This window comes from Virgisporangium ochraceum (assembly GCF_016863655.1).
Taxonomy (GTDB): Bacteria; Actinomycetota; Actinomycetes; order Mycobacteriales; family Micromonosporaceae; genus Virgisporangium; species Virgisporangium ochraceum.
On the sequence record NZ_BOPH01000152.1, the window covers coordinates 37,739 to 61,464 of the forward strand.

The window sequence follows — 23,726 nt, forward strand, 5'->3', positions numbered from 1 at the left end:
GGAAAAGAGAGTGGGATCAACCCGTGCATGCAACTGGGCCGGACGGTGCGGACGCTCCGGGCGTCGCGGCGGCGCTCGAGCACGTCGGGATGCGGCTCAAGCGCGTGCGCCGGCTGCGGCGGATGACCCTGACCGCGGTCGCGCAGTCCACCGGAATCTCCAAGAGCACCCTGTCGCGGTTGGAGAACGGTCAGCGGCGGCCGACCCTGGAGCTGCTCCTCGCTCTGTCGCAGGTGTACCGGGTGCCGTTGGACGACCTCGTCGGTGCGCCGGAGGTCGGCGATCCACGCATCCGGCTCAAACCGGGCCAAGTCAAAGGCCGCACCGTCATTCCGCTGACCCGCCAGCCGGACGGCATGCAGGCCTGGAAGATCGTCATCCCGACCACCAAGGTGACGCCGGAGCCGCGCGCCCACGACGGCTACGAGTGGATCTACGTGCTGTCGGGCCGGATGCGTCTCGTCCTAGGCGACCAGGACTGGGTACTGGGTGCGGGCGAGGTCGCCGAGTTCGACACCCGGGTACCGCACTGGTTCGGCAGCACCGGCCAGGAACCCGCTGAAATTCTGAGCATCTTCGGACGCCCCGGCGAACGGATGAGCGTGCGGACGAAACCCCCGCAGGGGTAACCGTGGCGTCGGAGACCGCCGGAGCCTTGGCGGCGGGATCGGATCGTTGCAGGCTGCGGCCGTCTATCCTCCGGTGATGGAGCCGAGGCTGGTTCTAACGACCAAGCTGTTCGCGCCGGCCCGGCGTACGCGCCTGGTCGGGCGCCCCCGTGTGCACGAGCGGCTCGACGCCACATTGGAGACGGGCCACCGGTTGACGCTCGTGTCGGCTCCGGCGGGCTTCGGTAAGACCACCGCGCTCGGTGACTGGCTCACCGGCCTGAGCCAGCGGCATGGACACGTGGGATTCGGCTGGCTGTCCCTCGATGAGGGTGACAACGATCCGACGCGCTTCCTGACGCACCTGGTCGCCGCCCTTCAAAGCTCCGGGATCGACCTGGAGGCGGCAGTTGTCGAGTCGTTGTCCACCCCGTCCACCACCCCGTCCACGAGCCCGTCGGCCGATGCGCTGAGCCTGCTGGTCAATGAGCTCGCTCGGGTCGCCGAGCACCAGCCGGCCAGACAGTGGATCGTAGTTCTCGACGACTACCACGCGATCGGGTCGTCCGACGTCCATGAGGCGGTGACGTTCCTGCTCGATCACCTTCCGGACCGGCTGCATCTGGTCGTGGCGACCCGCGCCGATCCGGCGCTGCCACTGGCCCGATTACGTAGTCGCGGGCAACTGTGTGAACTACGTGCCGACGATCTGCGGTTCACCTCCGTCGAGGCGCACGAGTTTCTGACCCGGGTGATGGGCTTGGAGCTCACCGCCGATGACATCGACGCGCTGGAGGACCGCACCGAGGGCTGGATCGCCGGGCTGCAGCTGGCCGCGCTCTCGCTACGTGCCGTCACGGACCGGGACGAGATCGCCGAATTCATTGGGGCTTTCACCGGAAGCAACCGGTTCGTCATCGACTACCTGGCCGACGAGGTTCTCGCCCGTCAGACCGAGCACGTTCGCGGTTTCCTGCTTCACACCGCCGTTCTGGACCGGCTCACCGGCGCGCTGTGCGATACCGTCACCGACGGCGTCGACAGCACCCGGACGTTGTACGACCTCGAACGGGCGAACCTGTTCGTCGTGCCGCTGGACAGTGAGCGCCGCTGGTACCGATACCACCATCTGTTCGCCGACGTGCTCCGCGCCCGGCTGCTGGCCGAACATCCTGAACAGGTGCCGCAGCTGCACCGGCGGGCCAGCGGGTGGTTCGCCGCCGGCGGCATGGTCGACGACGCGGTCCGGCACGCCGTCGCGGGCGGGGACTTCGACCACGCCGCCTCTCTGGTGGAACAGGCCGTGCCGGACATGCGGCGCACCCGGCAGGACGGCGTACTGCTGACCTGGATGCGGTTGCTCCCGGCGCCGGTGATCCGCCGAAGCCCTGTCCTCAGCCTCGTGTCCAGTTGGGCGGGGCTGATTGCCGGCGACCTGGACGCGGCCGAACGGCGGCTCGACGACGCCGAAGCGGCCCTCGCCGCCGGCGCCCGGGATCCGGAACTCGCGGCGACGTGGGTAGACAACGAGGATCTGCGCATGGCACCGGCGATGGTCGCCGTATACCGGGCATCGCTGTCACAGGCCCGCGGCGATGTCGCCGGCATCGTGCGCCACGCCCGCCACGCCCTGGACCTGGCCGGACCGGACGACCACTTCGTGCGTGGCGCCGCCGGCGGGTTTCTCGGCCTGGCGGCCTGGGCGGCGGGCGACGTCGAGGCGGCACTGTCCACGTTCGCTGACGCGGTACGTAGCCTGCGTGCCGCCGGTAACGCCGTCGATACGCTGGACAGCACCGTGGTTCTCGCCGACATGTCGGTTGCTGCCGGCCGACCGGGCCGCGCCCGCTGGCTCTACGAGCAGGCGCTGCGAACCGCCACCACCGGCGGCGCACCGTACCCGCGGGCGACGGCGGACCTGCATGTCGGTCTGGCCGATCTCGACCGGGAACGTGACGACCTCACCAACGCCCGGGCGCACCTTGAATCGGCCCGGGCGCTCGGGCAGCGCGGGTCGATCACCGAGAACCAGCACCGCTGGTACGTCGTCATGGCGCAGGTCTGCGCGGCCGGTGGCGACCAGGACGCGGCCATGCGGCTGCTCGACCAGGCAGAGACGCTGTACCGGCATGGTTTCTACCCCGATGTCCGCCCCATCGCCGCGTTGCGAGCGCGCATCCGGATCGCCGGTAGGGACCTGTCCCCGGCGCGGGGCTGGGCCGAGGACCGGGGCATCAGCGTCGACGACGAACCGGACTACCTGCGCGAGTACGAACACCTGACCCTGGCCCGACTGCTGCTCACCGACGGCGGATCGCGTCCCCTGCTCAGGTTTCTCGACCGGCTGCACACCGCGGCCGTCCGGACCGGCCGCCACGGCAGCGTGCGCGAGATCCGGATGTTGCAGGCCCTCGCCCATCACGCCGACGGTGACCCGAAGCGGGCGCTCACCACCCTCGGCCGCAGCCTCCTGGAGACCCCCGAACCGGACGGCGTGGTTCGGCTGTACCTCGACGAAGGCGCCCCGATGACAACCCTGCTACGGCAGGCCGTCGCCGCTGCCGACGAAGCGCTTCGGTCGCAGGCGCAACGGATTCTGAAACGTGCGGCAACGCCTGAACCGCAGGATGCCCCGCCCGAACGGTTGAGCCACCGCGAACTGCAGGTGCTCCGGCTCCTTGCCACCGACCTCACCGGCCCGGAGATCGCCCGCGAGCTGTACGTCACACTGAACACGCTGCGCACCCACACCAAGCGGATCTTCACCAAGCTCGACGTGACCACCCGTGCCGCCGCGGTCCGCCGCGCCCACGACCAGGGCCTCCTGTAGCACCGCCTGTTAGCACCGCTGGGGTCACATCGCCGTTCACATCATGTGGTGACGCGGGCTCACCCCGTCGCTTCCTAGGTTTCAGGCATCTCCGGCGGCAACCCGCCCCGGACGGACCGGACAGGAAGCGCACATGACCATCACACCGACCACGCTGTACCGGGCGGCCGCCGTCGCCGCCGCCCTCGCCGGACTGATCTTCATCGGTGTCCAGATCAACCACCCGCACTCTGACGTCACCAACGTCGAGACAACCGAGTGGGCGGTACGCAACTCACTCAAGGTGCTGATGGCCGCGCTCGCGCTCGCTGGTATCACCGGCATGTATCTGCGCCAGGTCACCCGGATCGGCGTGCTCGGCCTCCTCGGCTACCTCGCCCTGAGTGCCGGTTACCTCCTCGTGGCCAGCACCGCGTTCGTCTCCGCCTACGTCCTGCCCTCGTTGGCCGGCAGCAACCCGGGCTACGTCGACGACGTCCTGGCCGCGGCGACCAACGGAAGCGCCACGGGCGACATCGGCCTTCTGCAAACCGTCCTCCAGGTCCAGGGCTTCACCTATCTCGCCGGCGGCCTCGTCTTCGGCATCGCCCTCTATCGGGCCCGCGTCCTCGCCCGTTGGGCAGCCGTGCTCCTCGCCGCCGGAGGCGTCGTCACCGTCGCGCTCGCGGTCATGCCCGACGCCTTCTACCGCCTCCTCGCCTACCCCAACGGCATCGCCATGATCGGCCTCGGCTACGCGCTGTGGCGCTCCGTCCCGGCCGACACCGCGGCCGTGCGGATCCAGGTCGACGCCCCCTCCACGTTCACGGCAGCGGGTGCCGAATGACCCGTCCCAGCGCCCCCCACACCCGGCCGGCAGCGCAGCGCCGGCCGGGCGGCGGCCCGGGCGGCTCGAGCTGGCGCGCCCCGCTGGCACTCATCGCCCTGAGTCTCATTCCACTGACCGCCGGGTCACTGCGGCTACTCGAGATCACGGGCGGCCCGCAGCTGCTGCCCACCAACCCGCGCGTCGACGCCTCCCCCGCACCTGTCGTCATACACATCCTCGCCGCAACCGTGTACGCACTCCTCGGCGCGCTCCAGTTCCCCGGCCGTTTTCGTCGCCGCCACCCCGGCTGGCACCGCACCTCCGGCCGCGTCCTGACCGGAGCCGGCCTGCTCGTTGCCAGCTCCGGGCTATGGATGACGCTGTTCTACCCGGGCGCACCGGGTGGAGACCTCCTGTGGGGCATCCGGCTGCTGGTCGGCTCAGCAATGGCCGCCAGCATCGTCGCCGGGTTCACCGCCATCCGCCGTCGCGACATCACCGCCCACCGCGCCTGGATGACCCGCGCCTACGCCCTCGCCCTCGGCGCCGGCACCCAGGTCGTCACTCAGGGCACCGGCGAGGCACTCTTCGGCGCCGGCGACCTGAGCACCGCCATCTCCGTCGGCTCCGGCTGGGTCATCAACGCAGTCGTCGCCGAATGGGTCATCCGACGCCCACGTTCCCACCGAACCGGCTCTGCGGGCAGCACCACATCGGTCGAATCACCATGAACCGCCATCCCCGACCACCCGCCCCGATCACCTACGAACTGCGCATCCACGGACACCTCGACCCGCACTGGTCGACCTGGTTCGCCGGATTCACCCTCACCCCCGAAGACGACGGCACCACCACCCTGGAAGGAACAGTCATCGACCAGGCCGAACTACACGGCCTACTCACCAAGATCCGGGACCTCGGCACGACACTCGTCTCAGTCACCAGTACCGACGCACCCAACCACGAACACGGCTCGACGACCGACCCGCCAGCGCGATGACCGGTCACTGCACTGGCGGCGCGTGGATACGGCCGGGCACCGGGAATCCCAGGGATGCTGCCGGCCCGAGCGCTGAGGCGTGGGTTGCCCAGTCAACGCGACCGGGTCGACGCGTGATGCCCGGCCGCGATGCGGCGTCCGTCTCAGCATGGACCCGCCCCGGGGGTCTGCGACAGCAGCCAGGGCGGGTCACCGGCCGCGAACCGACCTAGGGAGCGGCTGCTAGCGCCACCTACGCTCATGGCAGGGCTGCCGAAGGGAGGGGACCGCCGATGGGTGAAGCGTTGGTGCGGACCAAACTCACTGCGCCGCGCCGTCGGCCCGAGCTGGTGGAACGAGCACGGCTGACCGAGCGGCTGGCACATGCCCGGGAGGCTGCGCTGGTGCTGGTGTCCGCACCAGCGGGCTTCGGGAAGACGACCCTGCTCGCCTCCGTTCTCGGCGACGCACCCGACGTAGCGTGGGTGTCATTGGATGCACGCGACGCTGACGCCACCCGGTTCTGGCTTCATGTCCTACATGCCCTCGAGGTCACGAGTGCCGGGTGTGCGAGCACCGCGCTGGCGCTGCTCGACACAGGTCCAGGCTCGCTTGAGGACGTCGTCACGAGCCTGGTCAACGAGGTAAGTGTCCGTTCCGAGGACCTCACGCTGGTGCTGGACGACTACCACCTGGCCGAGAGCCGCGAGGTCACCGACAGCCTCTCACTTCTGCTTGAGCACCGCCCACCGCAGCTGCACCTGGTTGTGAGCACCCGAGCCGACCCGGTCTTGCCGCTGTCCCGCCTCCGAGCGCGCGGCGACCTGGTCGAGCTTCGTGCCGCCGACCTGCGGTTGACCCTCGGAGAGGTCAGGACCTACCTCAACGGCATCCACGACCTCGGGCTGTCGGCCGAGCACGTGCAGGCGTTGGAGTCGCGAACCGAGGGGTGGGCCGCGGCGCTGCAACTGGCCGCCCTCTCCCTGCGGGGCCGCACCGACGTCGCGGAGTTCATCTCCTCCTTCGCCGGCGACCACCGCTACATCGTCGACTACCTGATCGACGAGGTGCTGGACCAGCAGCCACCTCTCCTGCGGCGGTTCCTGCTGGACACCTCCGTACTGGAGGCGTTGTGCGGCCCGTTGTGCGACGCGGTCACCGGCCCGGTTGACGGCATGCCGGGAGCCGCAGTGTTGGAGGCGCTGGAGCGGCGCAACCTGTTGGTGGTCCCGTTGGACGACCACCGCCGCTGGTACCGCTACCACCACCTGTTCTCCGATGTCCTCCACATGCGGCTGATGGCCGAACGCCCCGGCGACGTCCGCGTGCTGCACGGCCGCGCCAGCGACTGGTACGAGGCGGCCGGCGACGTCGAGGCAGCCGTGCGGCATGCCTTCGCGGCCGGTGACACCGACCGGGCTGCGGACCTCATCGAGATCGCCACTCCCGAGCTGCGACGCCGACGAGCCGAAGGACTGCTGCGAACCTGGGTGCCGCTGGTGCCCGCCGAGGTCCTGGCCCGACGGCCGGTGCTGGCCAGCAACCTCGTGGGCGCGCTGATGGCAAGCAACACCTTCGACGGCGTCGCCGAACGGCTGGACTCCCTCAGCGACAGCCTGGCCACGTCGAGGGAGTCGCTCATCATCCGGGACCGGCACGAATGGCAACGGGTGCCGGCGGTCATGGCGACCCATCGGGCCGCGCTGGCGCTGATCGCCGGGGATGTGGACTCCACACTCGTTCTGGCCGACGAGGCTGTGGCGCGTGCCGCTGAGGGTGATGAGTTGACGTACGCGTCCGCCTCGGCACTCAAGGGCCTGGCGTCCTGGTCGACCGGCGATCTCTCCTCGGCACGCGAGGCGTACCTCGCAGCAACCGAGGGACTCGCCGCCCAGGGGCACGTCTCGGACGCGCTGGGATGCACGGTAACCGTCGTGGAGCTGGAACTGCAGCTCGGGGACCTCGATGCGGCCCACACGGCGGCCCAGCGTGCGCTCGACCTCGCCGCCGGCGGGGACGGAGCCGTGCGGGGAACGGCGGACATGTGGGTGGCGTTGGCGCGCGTGGCCTGGGAGCGCGGGAACTCCGACGACGCGGCCCGGTACCTGAGCGTGGCCGGCGACCTCGGTGAGGCTGCCGGTCTCCCGCAGCAGCCGTACCGGTGGCGGGTCGCGATGGCTGCCGTGCGTGAGGCCCAAGGCGACGCGGCGGCCGCCGATGTGCTGCTGGATGAGGCCGAGCGTCTGTTCAACAGCGACTTCTCACCCAACGTTCGGCCGGTGTCGGCCGTCCGGGCTCGGCTTCATCTGCGCATCGGCGACCTCGCCGCCGCCCGGCGGTGGGCTGCAGCCGCGCCGGTTGCCGCTGGCGACGACCTGACGTATCTGCACGAGTACGAGCACCTCACTCTCGCGCGGCTGCTGCTGGCCGAGCACGCGGCCACTCCAGACCCGGCGCGGGTGGAGCAGGCACTCGCGGTGCTGCAGCACCTTCACGACGCGGCAGCCGACGCAGGCCGTACCGCTGCAGTCCTCGAGACCTCCCTACTGCTGGCGCTCGCCTACGACACCGTCGGCCGGCCCAGTGAGGCCCTTCGACGGCTCCAGGATGCGGTGGACCTGACCAGCCACCGCGGCTGGGTGCGGCCGCTGCTCGACGCGGGACCTCGGATAGTCGACCTGCTGACGCTCCTGCCCGACCGGCCGCTCGAACACGTCCTGGCGGCAGCTGCCACCGGCTCCCCGTCCGCCGACGCGCCACGAAGCTCGACGACATCCGGCGAAGCGGCACCGCTGGTGGCGCCGTTGAGCAGCCGCGAGCTCGACGTGCTGCGCCTACTCGGCTCCGACCTTGACGGGCCGGCCATTGCCCGCCACCTCAACGTGTCGCTGCCGACAGTGCGGACCCACACTCAGCACATCTACGCCAAGCTCGGCGTGAACAACCGGCGCGCGGCTGTGCGACGCGCACACCAGTTGCACCTCTGAGACCCTCCTCCCCCGCGGCGGCCGGAGTCGGAAAGTTCATCACCGGACTCATCACCTGTGATGACGCCTGCTCATCACCACCGTTCCTACCGTCCCGGGCATGAGCAGCCACGCCCCGCACGAGCAGCACGGCGACTGGTACGAGATCCGCATCCAGGGCCGGCTCGGAACCCGCTGGTCGACCTGGCTCGACGGCTTCGACGTGCACCACCCCGACGACGGCACCACCGTCCTCCGCGGACCCGTCACCGACCAGGCCGCGCTGCACGGACTCCTTCACAAGGTGCGCGACCTCGGGGTTCCGCTCCTCTCAGTCACACGTACCGACACCCACCAGGATCGCTGACCCAATCGGCGCCCCCACCGCAACCCAACCCGAGGACCTCCCCTACCCAGCGTCAGGAGACCAGAATGACCACGATCGAAAGCAGCCCCGTCCCACACGGCCAGACGTCCACGAACCCGACGCGACGTGCCGCCACCATCGTCGGCTGGCTGTTCGTCGTCACCTACGTGACCTCGATCGCCGCCAAGATCGGGTTCTATCCGCCGCTGTTCGACGGGAACTACGTCACCGGCCCCGGCCAGGACTCCCGGGTCCTGTGGGGCGCCTTCTTCGAGGCCGTCCTCATTGTCGCCAACATCGGCACCGCGACCGCCATGTACACCGTCATCAAGCAGCGGCACCCGAACCTGGCCATCAGCTTCGTCACGGCACGCGTCATGGAAAGCGTCTTCATCGGCGTCGGCATCCTCGCCGTCCTGACGCTGGTCACCCTCCGCCAGGACTACGCCGCCGCCGGCGAGCAGTCCGCGGCCGGGCTGGCCGCCGTCGGCGACGCGTTCGTGGCCTTGCAGCAGTGGACGTTCAACCTCGGACCGGCGTTCGTCGTCGGTGTCGGCAACGGCTGCATCCTGGGCTGGATCATGTACCGCAGTGGCCTCGTGCCGCGCCGCCTCGCCATCCTCGGCCTCATCGGCGGGCCGCTCATCATCGCCTCCGGCTCAGCTGCCGTCCTCGGACTCATCGAGCCCGGCGGCGCAGCCCAGAACCTCTCCGCCACCCCGGAGTTCTTCTGGGAACTCATCCTGGGCATCTACCTCATCGTGAAGGGCTTCCAGACCCCGCCGTCCGCATCCAGCGAGCAGGACGCGGTGAAGGACGCCTCGCGATGATCTCCATCGACCACCTCACCAAGACCTACGGCACCTTCACCGCCGTGGACGACGTCACCTTCACCGCCCGGCCGGGACGCATCACCGGCTTCCTCGGTCCCAACGGCGCCGGCAAGTCCACCACCCTGCGGATCCTCGTCGGCCTCACCCCACCCGACCACGGCACCGCCCACGTCCTGGGCCACCGGTTCCGGGACCTGCCCAACCCTGGCATCGACGTCGGTGTCCTCCTCGACGCATCCGCCCAGCACGCCGGGCGCACCGGCCGGGAAGTGCTCACCATCGCACAGCGCACCATGGGCCTGCCCGCCCGCCGCGTCCCGCAGCTGCTGGAAACCGTCGGCCTCACCGAGGACGAAGCCGGTCGGCGGCTGCGCGACTACTCCCTCGGAATGCGGCAACGGCTCGGCCTCGCGCACGCCCTCCTCGGCGACCCCGACGTCCTCGTCCTTGACGAGCCGGCCAACGGCCTCGACCCGGCCGGCATCCGGTGGATGCGAGACCTCCTGCGCGACTTCGCCGACCGCGGTTGCACCGTCCTGCTGTCCTCACACCTCCTCCACGAGATCGAAGTGCTCGCCGACGACCTGGTCGTCATCGGCGACGGACGCATCGTCGCCGCCGGCGCCAAAACCGACCTCCTGGCCGGTGCCGGCACCCAGGTCGCCACCCGGCACCCCGCCGCCCTCGCCGCCGCCCTCGATTCAGCCGGGCTCACGCACCACCGGACAGACCCCACCCCCGGCGGTAGTGGCCTCACCCCGACGGTGTTGCACGTCGAAGCGGACGCCGAAGCGGTGGGCCACGTCGCCTGGACCGCCGGGGTTGCCCTCACCGAGCTTCGGGCCGCCGACGGGGCCGGGCTGGAAGAGATGTTCCTCGCCCTGACCGCCGACACCCAACGCGACGCGCACCCGACCCTCCACCACCTCAGTCGGCAAGGAGCAGTCACATGACCAGCCACGCCATCCCCGGCACCACAGCCACCACCACCGTCTCCTCCGTACCCCACCGCGAGCCCAGGACGAGAAGCCGCCACACCCCGCGGGTCCCGCTGACACGTCTCGTCGGGGTGGAACTCCGCAAGAGCTTCGACACCCGCTCGGGCCGGCGGCTGCTGGCCAGCCTCGGACTCGCCGCGGTGCTCACGACCGGCGCCATCATCGCGTGGGCTCCCACCGCGCAGCTGACCTACAGCGAGTTCACCCTCGCCATCGGAGTGCCCATCAGCATCATCCTGCCCATCATCGCGACCCTGTCGGTGACCTCGGAATGGACCCAACGCTCGGGATTGGCGACCTTCACCCTGGTCCCGCACCGCGGCCGCGTGATGCTCGCGAAAGCCATCGCCGCGGTCTCGGTCACGGCCCCCGCGACCGTCGCCGCGTTCGGCGTGGGCGCCGCCGGCAACCTCGTCGGTGCCGCGATGACCGACAGTGCACCCGTGTGGGACCAGACGATCGTCGACGCCGGCTACTTCGCGCTGGGGCAGACGCTGCTCCTGCTCGTCGGGTTCATGCTGGGAGCCCTCATCCGCAACAGCTCGGCCGCCATCGTCGCCTACATGATCTACGCCTTCGTCGCCCCCGGGCTGCTGGGGCTGCTGGCATTCAACCAGGACTGGTTCGCCGACGCCCGGCCCTGGCTCGACGCGAAGTACAACCAGGACGCGCTACTGCGCGGCGACCTCGTCGGTGACGGCTGGTCCCATCTCACCGTGACCACCCTGGTGTGGCTGGTCCTGCCGAGCGTGGTCGCCGTGATGAACGTGCTCCGCTCCGAGGTGAAGTGATGAGACCCCACCCCCTGGAGAACCCCCACCCGGGCGCCCGGACGCACGCCGTGCCGAGGACCAACCGGGCCATCACACAGACCCGGTACGGCGGACCCGAGGTGCTGCGGATGGTCGACCAGCCGCCCCCCGCCCCGGGCCCCGGAGAAGTCCTGATCCGGGTGCACGCCGCCTCGGTGAACGCCAGGGACTGGCACGTCATGCGCGGCGAACCACGGCTGGCACGGCTCATCGACCGCACCGTTCTCGCCCTCCGCGGCCCACGGATCCCGGTGCGGGGCACCGACCTGGCCGGGGTCGTCGCGGCCGTCGGTGCCGGCGTCGCCGGCTGGGCACCCGGTGATGCCGTGTACGGCGAAGGCGTCGGCACGTTCGCCGACTACGCCGTGGCGGCCGCCGCCCAACTGGCGGCGTTGCCGAAGGGAATGCCGTTCGAGGACGCTGCCGCCCTGCCACTGGCAGCCACCACGGCACTGCTGTGCCTGGACGAAACGGGGCTGGGCGCGGGAGGCGCGGTGCTCATCAACGGTGCCTCAGGCGGCGTCGGCACAATGGCCGTCCAAGCTGCCAAAGCCATGGGGTTCAACGTCTCAGCGGTGGTCAGCACCCGGAACATGGCGATGGTCGAGTCGTTGGGCGCCGACACGGTCATCGACTACACGACCACGGACTTCACCCGGACCGGCCGCACCTGGGATGCCGTCGTGGACCTGGTAGGGAACCACCGTCTGCGTGACCTGCGGCGAACGGTCCGGCCCGGGGGCCGGCTGGTGCTGTCGGGCGGCGGCAACCCCGGCGAAGGACGGATCCTCGGGCCGCTGAAGCTGCTGGTCGGCGCGACGGCGCTGGCCCGTTTCCAACCGTTCCAGGTCTGTGTCCCCCAAGCCGTGCCGAGCACCGAGATGCTGGAGCGGATCGCCCGCATGGTCGCCGACGGTCGGCTCCGGCCCGTGGTGGACAAGACATTCGCACTGCCGGACGTACCCGCCGCGGTCCGCTATATGGAGGCCGAACAAACCCACGGAAAGGTCATCATCACGACCAGCTGAGGCAGGCGCCCAAGCCCGGGCTGGCACCACCGGTCCGTGCGCTGCCGAGCGAACTGGGTACACAAGTACCACCAAGGGGGGACCGCACCCCACCACGAGCACGGCTCGACGACCGACCCGCCAGCGCAATAACGGTCACGGCGTTGGCGGCGCGGTGGCCTGACCGGCCGTCGCGGCGAGCGGACCGCGGATGGCGTCCATGATGCCGAGATGAGTGGCTGCGGTGGAGCGTGATGTGCCAGTCAGATCGGCCTAGTCGACAACGACGGCGTCAGGCTATTGGTCGACGAACTCGGCGGCCAGGCTGCTCGTGCGGGATCCTGCGACGCTGGCTGACCGCAACCGGAGTACCGGTCAGAGCCTCCGCTGCATCCGCGGTGGCTCAACTCCAAGGTCTATGCGTTGCGACTTCGCCCGGGGCCAGACAACGGCGGCCTGCGGTTGACCGGATGGCGCATCATCTGGGCTTGCTGGGTTGTTGGATTGTGCACGTGGACGAGCAGATGTCGACCGATCGTGACGTGATGTGGGCGCACACGGTGTGCGATGCCCGGATTCGTGCTGTTCTAGCGTTCCGGCGTGGCAACCGTACTCGTTGTGGACGACGACGCCCCCAGCCGTGAGTTCATGTGCACGCTGCTGAGCTACCGGGGTCACGAGATCCGCGAGGCGTCCAACGGTGACAGTGCTCTGTCGTTGATAGCTCGGCAGCCTCCGGATGCGGTCATCACCGACGTCCGCATGCCGGGCGTTGACGGCATTCAGCTCGCCCGCTCGTTGCGCAGCGAACCGGCGACCAGGCACATTCCCATCGTGTTCAGCACCGCCCACTACGGTCCGGGTGAGATCCAACCGCTGGCGGAGGCCTGCGACGTTCAGAACGTGATCTTCAAGCCCGCACACCCCACGACGGTGCTCGCGACCATCGACGCGTTGCTGAACCCGGGGCCGGTGGGCCTGCCGGTCGCTGACCATCTCGCCGAAACCCAGCGGCTGACCCGGTCCGGCAGCTGGCAGCTCGACCCCGACACCCACACGATCGTGGTGTCACCGGCTCTGCGTGACCTGCTCTGCCTGCGGTCGTCCCGGTTGGCACCGGACGAGCTGGTGCGTCGGGTGCACCCGGACGACCTGGCCGGCCTCACGAGTGCGGCCGAGGATGCCTGGAACGACGGCTCGCCCGGCTGCGCGCAGGTGCGGATTGCGGGCTCCGATGGCACGGTCCGAGAGCTGATCGTGTCGTTCCGGTCTGAAGCCGACGGGCCGCGGAGGTTGTGGGGGGTCGTCCAGGATGTCACGGCGATCCGCGAGAACGTACGCGCCGGCCTGCGGGCGCAGACCGACTGGCACGCCGTGCGGCGCACGATCGACTCTTTCCACCGTGCCGTGTTGCCACAGAGGCTGCCCGCCATCGCGGGCGCGGACCTGGCGACGGTGTACCTACCGGTCCCCGACCGGTTCGACATCGGGGCCGCGTGGTACGACGTGCAACCCGTGCCCGGCGGTCGGATTCTGCTGTCGGTCGGCAAGGTGGCCGGTCACGAACTACACCCGGTCGCTGTCACGGGTCAGGTTCTGGCCGCGCTGCGTGCCTTCGCCCATGACGATCCCGCTCCCGCCGGTCTCCTGGCACGGCTCAACCGCTTTCTCACCGCCACCCGTCATGACGACACGTTCGTCACCACCGTCGTGGCGCTGTTCGATCCTGGCACCGGCCGGCTGCACGTTGCCAATGCCGGGAACCCGAGGCCGTTGGTGGTCTCGGCGGACCGCGACGTGCACCGAACCGACGACGTGCCGGCCACACTGCTGGCACCCGCCGGCCCAGCGCTCGGCGTCCTTCCCGAGGCCACGTTCCTGGAGCAGGAACTGTGTCTGAAGCCGGGTGAGGCGTTCTGCGCCTACACCGATGCCCTGGTCGAGCGGCACCACGACCTCATGTCGTTCGACCGTGCCCAGCTGCCGCGCGTGGCCGACGGAGCCATCCGCCGGATCGCCCGGGAATACCCGGACCGGCCGGCGGTGGCCGCCTTCTGGCCGACCACATCGTGGCCGACATGCTGGGAGGCCTCGCCCCCGACGACGACATCTGCCTGGCCGTTCTCCAGGTCACCGGTCGATCGTGAGCACCGCGCGGCTCACGACCCACCGGTGCCAAGCACCTGGTCGACGAGACTGAGCAGGTCAGCGACATCGAAGGGTTTGGTCACGAAGAACCGCGCTCCGCCGGCGAGAATCCGAAGATGGACGTCGACGTCGATAGCGGCGCTGATGGCAACCACGGGAATGGTCCGCGTCGCCGGGTTGGTGCGCAGCGCGGCGAGAACCTGCTCCCCGCTGAGGTCGGGTAGTTCGAGGTCCAGCAGCACGAGGTCCGGCCGCCACTCTTCGGCCCGGTCCAGGCCGCTGCGCCCGTCCGGGGCGGAACCGAACACCACACCGGGCCGTGCGCGCAGTATCCGCTCGATCAGCAATGTATTGAGGGGGTTGTCCTCGATGTAGAGCACGGTGCCCGCGGCGTGACTCATACGTTGATGGTGTCGACGTCGACGGCGGCGTCCAGCACGGAGCGGATCTTCTGCGTCAGGGCGGCCGCCGTGTACGGCTTGTCGAGGAAGGCGACGGACGCTTTCTCCTCGGTGTGCGTGAGCGCTCCCCGGGTGTAGGCGGAGGTGAAGATGACCGGCAGTCCCGGCCGCATGTGGGTGAGCCGGTCGGCGAGTTGTTGACCGTTCATCCCCGGCATAACGACGTCGGTCACCAGCAGGTCGATGTCGGCGTGTGCGCTCGCCACGGCCAGCGCGTGCTCCCCGTCGACACCGACCAGCACCCGGTAGCCGGCGGTGGTCAGGATCCGTTCGGTGAGCTGGCGAACGGCCGGGTCGTCCTCGACGAGCAGAACCGTCTCGGTTCCCGCGGTCAGCGGCTGCGGTTCCAGTCCGTGCGGAAGATCGGTCGGAGCCTCGTCGGTCGCGGGCAGGTAGATTTCGAAGGTGGTACCCGCACCCGGACGGGAGTCGACGCGCACCACCCCACCCGCCCGGGTCACGATGCCGTACACAGTGGACAGTCCAAGGCCAGTGCCCTTGCCCTGCTCCTTGGTCGTGAAGAACGGTTCGAACGCCCGGGCGGCGACGTCCGCCGTCATACCGCAGCCGGTATCGGTGACCGTGATGAGTACGTGGTCGCCGGGTTGGGCGGTCAGCTCGTCGGCACGTCGGCCGTCGAGCACCACCCGGTCGGTGTGGAGGGTGAGAGTCCCACCGTTCGGCATCGCGTCCCGGGCGTTGATCGCCAGGTTGACCAGCACCTGTTCGAGCTGACCCGGATCGACCCGCGCAACGCTCGGCGCCGGGCCGGCCGATACGAGCAGCCCGATGTCCTCGCGGATGAGCCGTCGCAGCAGGACCTCGACACTGCCGACCAGACCGGCGACATCGACGACGCGCTGCCGGGCGGTCTGCGCCCGGGAGAACGTCAGGAGCTGTCGGGTCAGCCCGCTCGCCCGGGCAGCCGCGTCGCGGATCATCGTCAGGTCGTCCTTGGCCGCCGCATCGGCCTGGGCGATCAGCAGGGCGGCGTAGCCGTCGATGACGGTCAGCAGATTGTTGAAGTCGTGGGCCAGCCCGCCAGCGAGCTGGCCCACGGCGTCGAGCTTCTGTACCTGGCGCAGCTGCGCTTCGATGCTCTTCTGTTCGGTCACGTCGGTGACCATCGCGAGTGCGCCGGCCGGTTCCCCGGCATCACCCGCCCGCGCCGTCAGGGCGATCCGGACCCATACCACCCGCCCGTCGCGGGTGTGCAGGCCGACCTCGAACGGGGTCGCTCCGCTCCCGGTAACCTCGGCCAGCGCCGCGACCGTGGCGGGTCGGTCGGTCGCCGCGACCAGGTCCAGCACCGACGTGCCGGGAAGTTCCGCGGGCGCGCGTCCCACCATCCCGGCGAACCGGTCGTTGGCGTACCCGATCCGCCCGTCGCCGTCCAGCAGCACGACGCCCTCGCTCGTCGTCTCCACGATCTCGCGATACCGCTGCTCGCTGGCGCGCAACGTCGCCTCGGCGGCCTGGCGCAGCCGCAGATCCTCGAACAGGGCCGCCCCGCGAACCAGCGCCGGAAACCGGCTGCGCAACGTCCAGTACCAGACCGCCAGCGCGGCGGTCACCGAGTCCCATGCCGCGGCGTGGAAGTCCATCCCGAACGCCATCCGCATCGCCGTTCCCGCATGCATGTCCCAGCCGATGTAAGGAAGCATGAGGTGCACGACGTGTGAACCGTGGTGCACGGCGCAACTGAAGAAGATCGAGGCGGTGGCCAACCCGAGCGGATTGTTCCGCCACTGCCGCGACTGCCACAACCCACGCGCGATCGCGTACGAGATTGCCAGGTACGCCGCCAGAACGACCGCATTGGCCAACGCGGTGAGCTGCCACCAATGATCTACATGATCCATCGCCGGGCCCTCAGCGCACTGCCGGACGAGACAGCTGGTTGATACGCGACAACAGCGTCTCGGCGCTGGACTGGACGAGCCGGAGGTGATTCTCCTGCTCGGCGTTGAGCGGACCGGGCAGACCCATCAGCAGCATGCCGGTGAACCCGATGATGGCGTTGAGCGAGGTGCGCAACTCGTGACCGACCCGGCTGGCCTGGTCTGTCTCCACCGCCCACGAGATGGTGGTGACGCCGGTGACCGCTCCGGCCCTGTCGACGGTCGGTGCGGCCCGTACCGACACTGTGACCGTGGTCCCGTCGCGACGAGTCCGTTCACAGAGGTAGGCCTCCGGCCGAGATCCCGCGGCGATGCGGCGTGCCGCGGCCACCTCGTCCGGACGGTGCCACGGCGCATGGATCCGGTCGGTGCGCTGCCCGATCATCTCGGCCGCCGGGTAGCCATACAACCGCTCGGCCCCGTGGTTCCAGACCGTCACGACGCCGTCGAGGTCTTCCGCCACGATCGCGTCATGCGCGCCGCGGACTACAGCGGCAAGCAGCGCTTCGCTTTCCGCTACCGAGCACGAATCCCGACCTGTGGAGTGGACCACACGAACCTCGTTCTGCACTCGCGCACCGATCCGGCGCGCCCCGACGACGAGACGGCACGACGGACTCTAGTCAGCCGACGAAGCGGTGTCTGTCCCCGAAAGGTGGACACGCGCCACCACGCCCACCGACTCGGAGAGGGGCGTCCTGGACGGTCCAGATGCTGCCTCGTGCCTCGACGTCAGTGGTGCGAAATGTTGCTAGCGTCGGCGAAAGCCCAGACGCCAACCTGCTTCGGCAGGGTTGACCTCGAGACATCGCCCGAGAGCAGCAGACCCGCAGCCACATGCAGGCGCCCGTCAACGCCCGGATCCCGGCAAATCCGTCACGATTTCCAGCAACAACCGCAAGCATCAGCTCTGCCACAAATATGACGGTCATGCCGGGCACGGGTACCGCTGCGCTGCGGCATCAAGACCGCCCGGCCGCGTGCGCTTTCGCGACGGCTTCGGCGCGGCTGGGCGCTCCGATCTTGGTCATGATTGTGGAGACGTTGTTCCGGATCGTCTTCAGGCTCAGCACGAAGTAGTCGGCGATGTACGTGTTGCCGTGTCCCTTGGCCATCAGCGCCAGATCTCGCGTTCGCGGCGGGTCAGCTGGGGGATGGTGCTGTGGTCGCTGGACCGTCCGCCGGTGGCGACGTGTGTGGTGATCCGGTCGACCACGGTCGGGGAGAAGTGTCCGGCTCCGGTGGCGACCGTGCGTACGGCGCGCACGATGTCGTCGGGATCGGCGGTCTTGACGACGTATCCGCGTACGCCCGCCCGTAGTGCCGCGTGGATCGAGGCGTCGTCGTAGGAGGTCAGCATCAGGATGTGGCTGGCCCGCGACTCGGCCCGAAGTCGTGGGATCAGGGCGATGCCGGTGCCGTCCGGCAGGCCGATGTCGAGGACCACGACGTCGGGCCGGTGCTCGGCCACGAGCGCGCCGGCCTCCTGCTCGGTGGCGGCGCACGCGACGACGGCGATGTCACCGGTGAGCCCGAGCGTGGCCGTCAGACCGACCCGGAACATCGGATGGTCCTCGACCAGCACGACCCGGACCGGTGTGTCCATCACGTCTCCCCCAGCGGAAGGTCGGCCACGACGGTGGTGCCGCCACCGGGCCCGCTCGCGACGGTCACCGTGCCACCGATGTCGGCGGTGCGGCTGCGCATGGACTCCAGGCCGACGCCTGTCCCGATATCGGTCGGCAGGCCGGCGCCGTCGTCTTCGATGCGCAGGTGCAGCGCCCCGTCTCCGCGCGGCCAACCACATCCCGGCCGCCACGACCGGAAAGGATGCGGCGAAGAAGGTTCCCGGGCGCAAGCGTGGCCTTGCAGTGGACACCCTCGGTCTGATCATCGCCGTGGTCGTCATGGCCGCTTCGGCCACCGACAACCAGATCGGTGTCGCCCTGGTCGACCGCGTCGTCGAGCACACCCCGACCGTGACCAAGGCGTGGGTCGACGCGGGGTTCAAAGATGACGTCCAGATCCACGGCGCGGTCAACGGCATCGACGTCGAACAGGTCAAACGTTCCGACACCAGGCCGGGGTTCGTGCCGGTGGCCAAGCGGTGGATCGTCGAGCAGGTCCACGGCACCCTCATGCTGCACCGCCGGCTCGTGCGCGAGTACGAGACCCGGCCAGCGTCCAGCGAGTCACGCACCTGGTCGGCGGCGACCGCGAACCTCGTCCGCCGGCTGACCGGCACCACCACCCCGTCCTGGCGCCAACCGTTGCCCCACAACGGATGAAGCACAACGGATGAACCACGAACAGGTCCTGGCACGGGAAACCCTCGCCGGCGCCCAGGCCGAGCAGCTGCGCGCCCAGATCGCCGCACTCACCGAACAACTCGTGGTCGTCGACGCCGAACTGGCCGACCTCGCCACGACCCGCACCACGCTACTGCGGCTCACCGGCACAACCACCGCCGGCACAGCGTCGACCGGCGCCACCGTGGCCAGCCCGGCCTACCAGCAGATCCTCGCCGTGTTCGCCGCCACCGGCAATCCGTTACGTGCCAAGGACATCTGCGTCGCTCTGGGCACCGGCACCGCCGCGAAGAACACCGAGAGCCTGCGCGCCAAGCTCAAACGCCTCGTCGCCCGCGGTGTCCTCACCGAGCTGGAGTCCGGCCTGTTCGCCATCGCCCAGCCCGCGGCCAGCAACCCTGACCCAACGCCAGAGTCATGACGGACATCGGCTCCCGAACCGCCCTCTCAGATCGCCGGTCACCCCATGGTCATGCCTGCGTTGCGGCGCGCCGACCGGACGGCGACGTCAGGACCCCGGTGACGTTGCTACGATGCGAGCCGGGCCGTGACTGGCGCGCTGGGATGGGCTCAACCATCAGGGAGCGGCCCCGGTCGACGTGACCGATCGTGCCGTGCGCCTGGGCCACACTCACCATCGTGAGGAGGCCCAGCCATGCCCACACCCCCCACCAACGCCGGCATCGCCGGCGGAGCAGCCGCCGAGTCGACAGCGTTCAACGCCGCCCTCGCCGTTGTGCGCCAGGTTGAACCCCGCATCGCCGACGCGATCGCCGCCGAGCTGACCGCTCAACGCGAATCGCTGAAACTGATCGCCAGTGAGAACTACGCGTCCCCAGCAACCCTGCTCGCCATGGGCAACTGGCTCAGCGACAAGTACGCCGAAGGCACCATCGGACGCCGCTTCTACGCCGGCTGCCAACATGTCGACACGATCGAGGCCATCGCCGCCGAGCATGCCCGCGTACTGTTCGGCGCACCGCACGCCTACCTCCAGCCGCACTCCGGGATCGACGCGAACCTCGTCGCGTTCTGGGCGATCCTCGCCCACCGCATCGAAAGCCCTACCCTCGACCGGATAGGCGCCCGCCACGTCAACGACCTCACAGACGCGGACTGGGCCACCCTGCGTGCCGACCTGGGCCAGCAACGCATGCTCGGAATGGCCTTGGACGCCGGTGGACACCTCACCCACGGCTTCCGACCCAACATCTCCGGCAAGATGTTCCACCAGCAAAGCTACGGCGTCGACCCCACCACCGGCCTCCTCGACTACGACTCCCTGCGCGCCACCGCCCGCGAGTTCCGCCCTCTGATCATCGTCGGTGGCTACTCCGCCTACCCACGACGGGTCAACTTCGCTCTCATGCGGGAGATCGCCGACGAGGTCGGCGCCACCCTCCTGGTCGACATGGCCCACTTCGCCGGCCTCGTCGCCGGCAAGGTGCTCACCGGGGACCACGATCCCGTGCCGCACGCCCACATCACCACCACGACCACCCACAAGACGCTTCGCGGCCCACGCGGAGGCATGGTCCTCTGCCAGGACGAATACGCCGAACACGTCGACCGGGGCTGCCCCATGGTCCTCGGCGGGCCCCTCCCGCACGTCATGGCCGCCAAAGCCGTCGCGCTCGCCGAAGCCCGCACCGATACCTTCCGCGACTACGCCCAGCGCGTCGTGGACAACGCCTGCGCACTCGCCGACGGACTCCTGCGCCGCGGCAACCGCCTCGTCACCGGCGGCACCGACAACCACCTGATCCTCATCGACGTCACCACCCATGGACTCACCGGCCGGCAAGCCGAAGCCGCCCTCCTCGACGCCGGCATCGTCACCAACCGCAACGCCATCCCGAACGACCCCAACGGCGCCTGGTACACCTCCGGCATCCGCATCGGCACCCCAGCCCTGACCACCCGAGGACTCGACGCCACCGACATGGACCAGATCGCCGAACTCATCACCACCACCCTTCACCACACCCAGCCTGGCGCCGACGCAGGCGGCAACCCATCGAAGGCCAAGTACCGCCTTGACGCCGCCATCGCCACGAAGGTAGCCGCCGAGGCCGGTGACCTTCTCGAAGACCATCCGCTGTACGGCGACGTCGCACTCACATAGACCCGATCTGAGGGTGGGCCCGGTACGCCGATGCCGGCCGATTGGGAGTGGTTGGACTGCGCCGGCACCCTCGATTGGCCGGCACGTGGACAGCCACCAAGCGCAGCAGCTGCGCAAGACCCGACGAGGTGGGCCGATCGCGAACGGTGATCGCTGCAGACGGTCCGATATGCTGATCTGCGGTGTCCGAGCCCGGACCGGCCGGGATTCGTACACGCCGACCGGCCGCCCGGAGGGAGGGCAGATGCCTCGCCACCCCGATGCGGTGATCACACCGAACACCGTGCTCAGCGATGCCCGCCGCCGGTTGGACTCCCCGCTACGGCCGGGCCAACGCATGTCGCGGGCCGAGTTGGCCGACGCCGTCAACGTCACCCTCGATCAGCTCTACCCCGGTCGCCGCCTCACCGCCCACTACGTGGATTTCCGCTGGCTCGGCAAGCTCGAACGCGGAGAACACCGATGGCCCAGTGAGGAACGCCGCAACGCCCTACGTCACGTCCTCGGCGCCGCGACCGACGCTGCACTGGGCCTCTACAGCCCGCGCCGCACGAACGAGCGCATCGCGGCCGAGGGAACACCCTCACCAGGATCGCTCGACGGCATGTTCGGCGGTGAACGGAGAGGTTCAGGGGTCGATCTCGTGGAGTTCGCATCAGCGCTGGACCAGCCGGGGATTGGTAGCTCCGAGCTGACAGCTGCTGAACTAGCCTGTGAAGGGCTCGATCAGGACTTCGCGCGCACGCCACCTGATGAGGCCCTCAGGATGACGCAGCTGCTGATGAAGTCCGTGTTTGTCCATTTGCGTCGACGGCAGACCTTGCGCCATCACGAACGGCTGGTGAAACTCGCTGCGCGGCTTGCCGGACTCCACGCCTGGGCGTGTTTCGACATCAGCGACGACCGTAAGGCGGAGCGTTGGTATGAGACCGCCGCGTCCGCTGCGCATGACGCCAAAGCATGGGGTTTGGGCGCCTGGCTGTCAGGAGCGCAGAGCCTCATCGAGTGGCATCGCCGGGATCTCGGTCGGGCCGCGGAACTGATCGACCGCGGGATCTACTTCGCCGGCCATGGCTCGGACGCGACCACGCGTGCCTGGCTCTATGCACTGCAAGCCCGCGCATTTGCCGGTACCGGAAACCAGGATGGATTCGAAAACTCGTACGCCATGGCGGAGAGAGCGGCTGAACACTCCAGTGAACGTGACCGGCGCCACGGCATGGACTTCGCTCAAGGAATACTGGATCTCCGGTATTACTGCGGCACCAGCAGACTGTTACTACGCCAACCGGACCAAGCCATCACGGAACTGACCGGCTCACGTGACGCCCTTCCGGAGTCCCACACCAAGGCACGCGCAGTGCTCACCCTGTTCCTGGCCGATGCCGCAGTTGAGTCAGGTGACCCGTCACAGGCGATCAGTCTCACTGAGCACGCTCTGGCATCCACCATCCATCAACCCATCGTCCCGATCCTCCAACAGAGCCGCCGAATCCGTCGGCTGGTCCACCAACGGGATCCGGCGGCTGGAGGAAAGCTGGACGACCCTATCCTGGCGTTCAGCGATGCCCTGACAACCCTGGCTAGCAAGGCGGAACCGTGAGGCTGACCGGACTGGGGATCTGGACGGCCCAGTTCGACTTCCACCCTGCGGATGTCGTGCGCGACGCAGTTCAGGAACTCGAAGCCCTCGGATACGACTCGCTGTGGATCGGCGAGAACGTCGGCCGCGAGCCCGTCAGCCAATCCGCGATCCTCTTGGTCGCCACCCGCCGCATAACGATCGCGACCGGTGTCCTGAACCTGTGGGCCCGCGACCCGCTTTCGACGTTCGCCGCCCAGCTACCCTCACCGAGGCGTACCCCGACCGCTTCATCCTCGGACTCGGCGTCAGCCACCCACGGCTGGTCAACGACACGCGACAACTATCCTACGGCCGGCCGCTACAAGCCGTCCGTGACTACCTGACGGCAATGGATCAGCAAGGCCAACAGTACCGAGCCGTACCTGCCAGCAACACCGTCCGAATCCTGGCGGCTCTCGGCCCACGCATGCGCCGAATCGCCGCAGAACACGCGGACGGCGCCCATACCTATCTCGTACCCCCTGAGCACACGGCCCAGGCTCGACACATCCTCGGACCAGGCAAGCTTCTCGTCCCCGAGCAAGCGGTGATCCTGATCAACGACTAGGCCAAAGCTTACGAAATCGGCCGACGACACCTACGCCGATACCTATCCCTCCCCCAACTACACAAACAACCTCCGCAGACTCGGCTACACCGACGACGACCTCGACCACCACGGCAGCAACCGCCTCCTCGACGCGCTCATCGCCTGGGGCGACGAAGCAGCCATAGCCGATCGCGTTGACCAGCATCAGAGAGCTGGCGCGGACCACGTCTGCCTGCAAGTCTTGGACCCCGACTTCCGTGGACTCCCGCTGCCTCAATGGCGACTCCTCGCGAACATGGCACCAGTCGGCTCCCGCCCCATCGGCGCACGTGAAGAGGTCGACCGTTAACCGAGAACGGCGAGGTTGCGCTGCGGACCTTGCCTGTCGCGGATCTGGTTC

22 protein-coding genes, 2 pseudogenes and 1 riboswitch are annotated in these 23,726 nt (G+C 69.1%); of the genes and pseudogenes, 18 read left to right on the forward strand and 6 right to left on the reverse strand.

Annotated features, from left to right (window positions below; translation table 11 throughout):
• The first annotated feature begins 89 nt into the window (after positions 1–89).
• The 12 genes and pseudogenes from Voc01_RS50865 to Voc01_RS50920 form a co-directional block, all read left to right on the forward strand.
• Positions 90–629 carry a helix-turn-helix domain-containing protein gene (locus Voc01_RS50865; RefSeq protein WP_239161085.1) on the forward strand — a complete coding sequence of 180 codons (540 nt, stop codon included), beginning with the start codon at positions 90–92 and terminating at the stop codon, positions 627–629.
• A gap of 76 nt (positions 630–705) precedes the next feature.
• On the forward strand, positions 706–3,438 hold the full coding sequence (locus Voc01_RS50870) for a winged helix-turn-helix domain-containing protein (protein ID WP_203935036.1): 2,733 nt from the start codon (positions 706–708) through the stop codon (positions 3,436–3,438).
• 133 nt (positions 3,439–3,571) lie between these two features.
• Positions 3,572–4,264 (forward strand): hypothetical protein, encoded by a 693-nt coding sequence (locus Voc01_RS50875; protein WP_203935037.1) that lies wholly within the window; start codon positions 3,572–3,574, stop codon positions 4,262–4,264.
• Entirely contained in the window at positions 4,261–4,977 is a 717-nt protein-coding gene (locus Voc01_RS50880; RefSeq protein ID WP_203935038.1) for a DUF2306 domain-containing protein, read from the forward strand. The genes Voc01_RS50875 and Voc01_RS50880 overlap by 4 nt, the downstream gene beginning before the upstream one ends.
• A complete protein-coding gene (locus tag Voc01_RS50885; protein ID WP_239161083.1) occupies positions 4,974–5,246 on the forward strand; it encodes a DUF8691 family protein in 273 nt (90 codons plus the stop codon). Before Voc01_RS50880 ends, Voc01_RS50885 begins: the two co-directional genes overlap by 4 nt.
• A 272-nt stretch (positions 5,247–5,518) precedes the next feature.
• Positions 5,519–8,212, forward strand: coding sequence for a winged helix-turn-helix domain-containing protein (locus Voc01_RS50890; protein WP_203935039.1), 2,694 nt, complete (start codon positions 5,519–5,521; stop codon positions 8,210–8,212).
• A 100-nt stretch (positions 8,213–8,312) separates the two neighbouring features.
• Entirely contained in the window at positions 8,313–8,558 is a 246-nt protein-coding gene (locus Voc01_RS50895) for a DUF8691 family protein (RefSeq protein WP_203935040.1), read from the forward strand.
• 65 nt (positions 8,559–8,623) lie between these two features.
• Positions 8,624–9,388 (forward strand): DUF4386 domain-containing protein, encoded by a 765-nt coding sequence (locus Voc01_RS50900; protein WP_203935041.1) that lies wholly within the window; start codon positions 8,624–8,626, stop codon positions 9,386–9,388.
• The gene (locus Voc01_RS50905) at positions 9,385–10,344 is read left to right on the forward strand and encodes an ABC transporter ATP-binding protein (protein ID WP_203935042.1); all 960 of its coding nucleotides are present in this window, start codon (positions 9,385–9,387) and stop codon (positions 10,342–10,344) included. Before Voc01_RS50900 ends, Voc01_RS50905 begins: the two co-directional genes overlap by 4 nt.
• A complete protein-coding gene (locus Voc01_RS50910; protein WP_203935043.1) occupies positions 10,341–11,180 on the forward strand; it encodes an ABC transporter permease in 840 nt (279 codons plus the stop codon). Before Voc01_RS50905 ends, Voc01_RS50910 begins: the two co-directional genes overlap by 4 nt.
• Positions 11,180–12,229 carry an NAD(P)-dependent alcohol dehydrogenase gene (locus Voc01_RS50915; protein ID WP_203935044.1) on the forward strand — a complete coding sequence of 350 codons (1,050 nt, stop codon included), beginning with the start codon at positions 11,180–11,182 and terminating at the stop codon, positions 12,227–12,229. Before Voc01_RS50910 ends, Voc01_RS50915 begins: the two co-directional genes overlap by 1 nt.
• A gap of 597 nt (positions 12,230–12,826) precedes the next feature.
• Positions 12,827–14,167 (forward strand): annotated as a pseudogene (locus tag Voc01_RS50920) (SpoIIE family protein phosphatase); the annotation flags it as partial.
• Between the two features lie 200 nt (positions 14,168–14,367).
• Here the strand turns inward: Voc01_RS50920 and Voc01_RS54950 are convergent.
• From Voc01_RS54950 to Voc01_RS54955, 6 genes are all read right to left on the reverse strand, one after another.
• The gene (locus Voc01_RS54950) at positions 14,368–14,757 is read right to left on the reverse strand and encodes a response regulator (protein WP_373873982.1); all 390 of its coding nucleotides are present in this window, start codon (positions 14,755–14,757) and stop codon (positions 14,368–14,370) included.
• Positions 14,754–16,679 (reverse strand): ATP-binding protein, encoded by a 1,926-nt coding sequence (locus Voc01_RS50925; RefSeq protein ID WP_203935046.1) that lies wholly within the window; start codon positions 16,677–16,679, stop codon positions 14,754–14,756. Before Voc01_RS50925 ends, Voc01_RS54950 begins: the two co-directional genes overlap by 4 nt.
• Positions 16,680–16,689: 10 nt before the next feature.
• The gene (locus tag Voc01_RS50930; protein WP_203935047.1) at positions 16,690–17,289 is read right to left on the reverse strand and encodes a PAS domain-containing protein; all 600 of its coding nucleotides are present in this window, start codon (positions 17,287–17,289) and stop codon (positions 16,690–16,692) included.
• A 391-nt stretch (positions 17,290–17,680) separates the two neighbouring features.
• A complete protein-coding gene (locus Voc01_RS50935; RefSeq protein ID WP_203935048.1) occupies positions 17,681–17,833 on the reverse strand; it encodes a LuxR C-terminal-related transcriptional regulator in 153 nt (50 codons plus the stop codon).
• Positions 17,833–18,324 carry a response regulator gene (locus Voc01_RS50940; RefSeq protein ID WP_203935049.1) on the reverse strand — a complete coding sequence of 164 codons (492 nt, stop codon included), beginning with the start codon at positions 18,322–18,324 and terminating at the stop codon, positions 17,833–17,835. Before Voc01_RS50940 ends, Voc01_RS50935 begins: the two co-directional genes overlap by 1 nt.
• The gene (locus tag Voc01_RS54955) at positions 18,324–18,590 is read right to left on the reverse strand and encodes a sensor histidine kinase (protein WP_373873983.1); all 267 of its coding nucleotides are present in this window, start codon (positions 18,588–18,590) and stop codon (positions 18,324–18,326) included. Before Voc01_RS54955 ends, Voc01_RS50940 begins: the two co-directional genes overlap by 1 nt.
• On the opposite strand from Voc01_RS54955, the pseudogene Voc01_RS50945 reads away from it, so the two are divergent.
• The 6 genes and pseudogenes from Voc01_RS50945 to Voc01_RS54960 form a co-directional block, all read left to right on the forward strand.
• Positions 18,506–19,006 (forward strand): annotated as a pseudogene (locus Voc01_RS50945) (transposase); the annotation flags it as partial. The gene Voc01_RS54955 and the pseudogene Voc01_RS50945 overlap by 85 nt on opposite strands.
• A 10-nt stretch (positions 19,007–19,016) precedes the next feature.
• The gene (locus Voc01_RS50950) at positions 19,017–19,448 is read left to right on the forward strand and encodes a hypothetical protein (protein ID WP_203935050.1); all 432 of its coding nucleotides are present in this window, start codon (positions 19,017–19,019) and stop codon (positions 19,446–19,448) included.
• Positions 19,449–19,564: 116 nt separating this feature from the next.
• A riboswitch (ZMP/ZTP riboswitch) is annotated at positions 19,565–19,660 on the forward strand.
• Between the two features lie 22 nt (positions 19,661–19,682).
• Positions 19,683–21,152: a glycine hydroxymethyltransferase gene (locus Voc01_RS50955; protein ID WP_203935051.1), complete on the forward strand. Its 1,470-nt coding sequence runs from the start codon at positions 19,683–19,685 to the stop codon at positions 21,150–21,152.
• 265 nt (positions 21,153–21,417) lie between these two features.
• The gene (locus Voc01_RS50960) at positions 21,418–22,755 is read left to right on the forward strand and encodes an NsdA family TPR-like regulatory protein (protein WP_203935052.1); all 1,338 of its coding nucleotides are present in this window, start codon (positions 21,418–21,420) and stop codon (positions 22,753–22,755) included.
• Positions 22,752–23,120 carry an LLM class flavin-dependent oxidoreductase gene (locus Voc01_RS53850; RefSeq protein WP_239161084.1) on the forward strand — a complete coding sequence of 123 codons (369 nt, stop codon included), beginning with the start codon at positions 22,752–22,754 and terminating at the stop codon, positions 23,118–23,120. The genes Voc01_RS50960 and Voc01_RS53850 overlap by 4 nt, the downstream gene beginning before the upstream one ends.
• Complete coding sequence (locus tag Voc01_RS54960; protein ID WP_373873984.1) at positions 23,027–23,344, forward strand: LLM class oxidoreductase; 318 nt, start codon at positions 23,027–23,029, stop codon at positions 23,342–23,344. The genes Voc01_RS53850 and Voc01_RS54960 overlap by 94 nt, the downstream gene beginning before the upstream one ends.
• The last annotated feature ends 382 nt before the right edge of the window (positions 23,345–23,726 follow it).

Bases quoted from the DNA above. Each gene is read 5' to 3' on its own strand.
- Voc01_RS50865 (WP_239161085.1), top strand. From the start codon at position 90: ATGCGGCTCAAGCGCGTGCGCCGGCTGCGGCGGATGACCCTGACCGCG.
- Voc01_RS50870 (WP_203935036.1), top strand. From the start codon at position 706: ATGGAGCCGAGGCTGGTTCTAACGACCAAGCTGTTCGCGCCGGCCCGG.
- Voc01_RS50875 (WP_203935037.1), top strand. From the start codon at position 3,572: ATGACCATCACACCGACCACGCTGTACCGGGCGGCCGCCGTCGCCGCC.
- Voc01_RS50880 (WP_203935038.1), top strand. From the start codon at position 4,261: ATGACCCGTCCCAGCGCCCCCCACACCCGGCCGGCAGCGCAGCGCCGG.
- Voc01_RS50885 (WP_239161083.1), top strand. From the start codon at position 4,974: ATGAACCGCCATCCCCGACCACCCGCCCCGATCACCTACGAACTGCGC.
- Voc01_RS50890 (WP_203935039.1), top strand. From the start codon at position 5,519: ATGGGTGAAGCGTTGGTGCGGACCAAACTCACTGCGCCGCGCCGTCGG.
- Voc01_RS50895 (WP_203935040.1), top strand. From the start codon at position 8,313: ATGAGCAGCCACGCCCCGCACGAGCAGCACGGCGACTGGTACGAGATC.
- Voc01_RS50900 (WP_203935041.1), top strand. From the start codon at position 8,624: ATGACCACGATCGAAAGCAGCCCCGTCCCACACGGCCAGACGTCCACG.
- Voc01_RS50905 (WP_203935042.1), top strand. From the start codon at position 9,385: ATGATCTCCATCGACCACCTCACCAAGACCTACGGCACCTTCACCGCC.
- Voc01_RS50910 (WP_203935043.1), top strand. From the start codon at position 10,341: ATGACCAGCCACGCCATCCCCGGCACCACAGCCACCACCACCGTCTCC.
- Voc01_RS50915 (WP_203935044.1), top strand. From the start codon at position 11,180: ATGAGACCCCACCCCCTGGAGAACCCCCACCCGGGCGCCCGGACGCAC.
- Voc01_RS54950 (WP_373873982.1), bottom strand. From the start codon at position 14,757: ATGAGTCACGCCGCGGGCACCGTGCTCTACATCGAGGACAACCCCCTC.
- Voc01_RS50925 (WP_203935046.1), bottom strand. From the start codon at position 16,679: ATGGATCATGTAGATCATTGGTGGCAGCTCACCGCGTTGGCCAATGCG.
- Voc01_RS50935 (WP_203935048.1), bottom strand. From the start codon at position 17,833: ATGGCCAAGGGACACGGCAACACGTACATCGCCGACTACTTCGTGCTG.
- Voc01_RS50940 (WP_203935049.1), bottom strand. From the start codon at position 18,324: ATGGACACACCGGTCCGGGTCGTGCTGGTCGAGGACCATCCGATGTTC.
- Voc01_RS50950 (WP_203935050.1), top strand. From the start codon at position 19,017: ATGAACCACGAACAGGTCCTGGCACGGGAAACCCTCGCCGGCGCCCAG.
- Voc01_RS50955 (WP_203935051.1), top strand. From the start codon at position 19,683: ATGCCCACACCCCCCACCAACGCCGGCATCGCCGGCGGAGCAGCCGCC.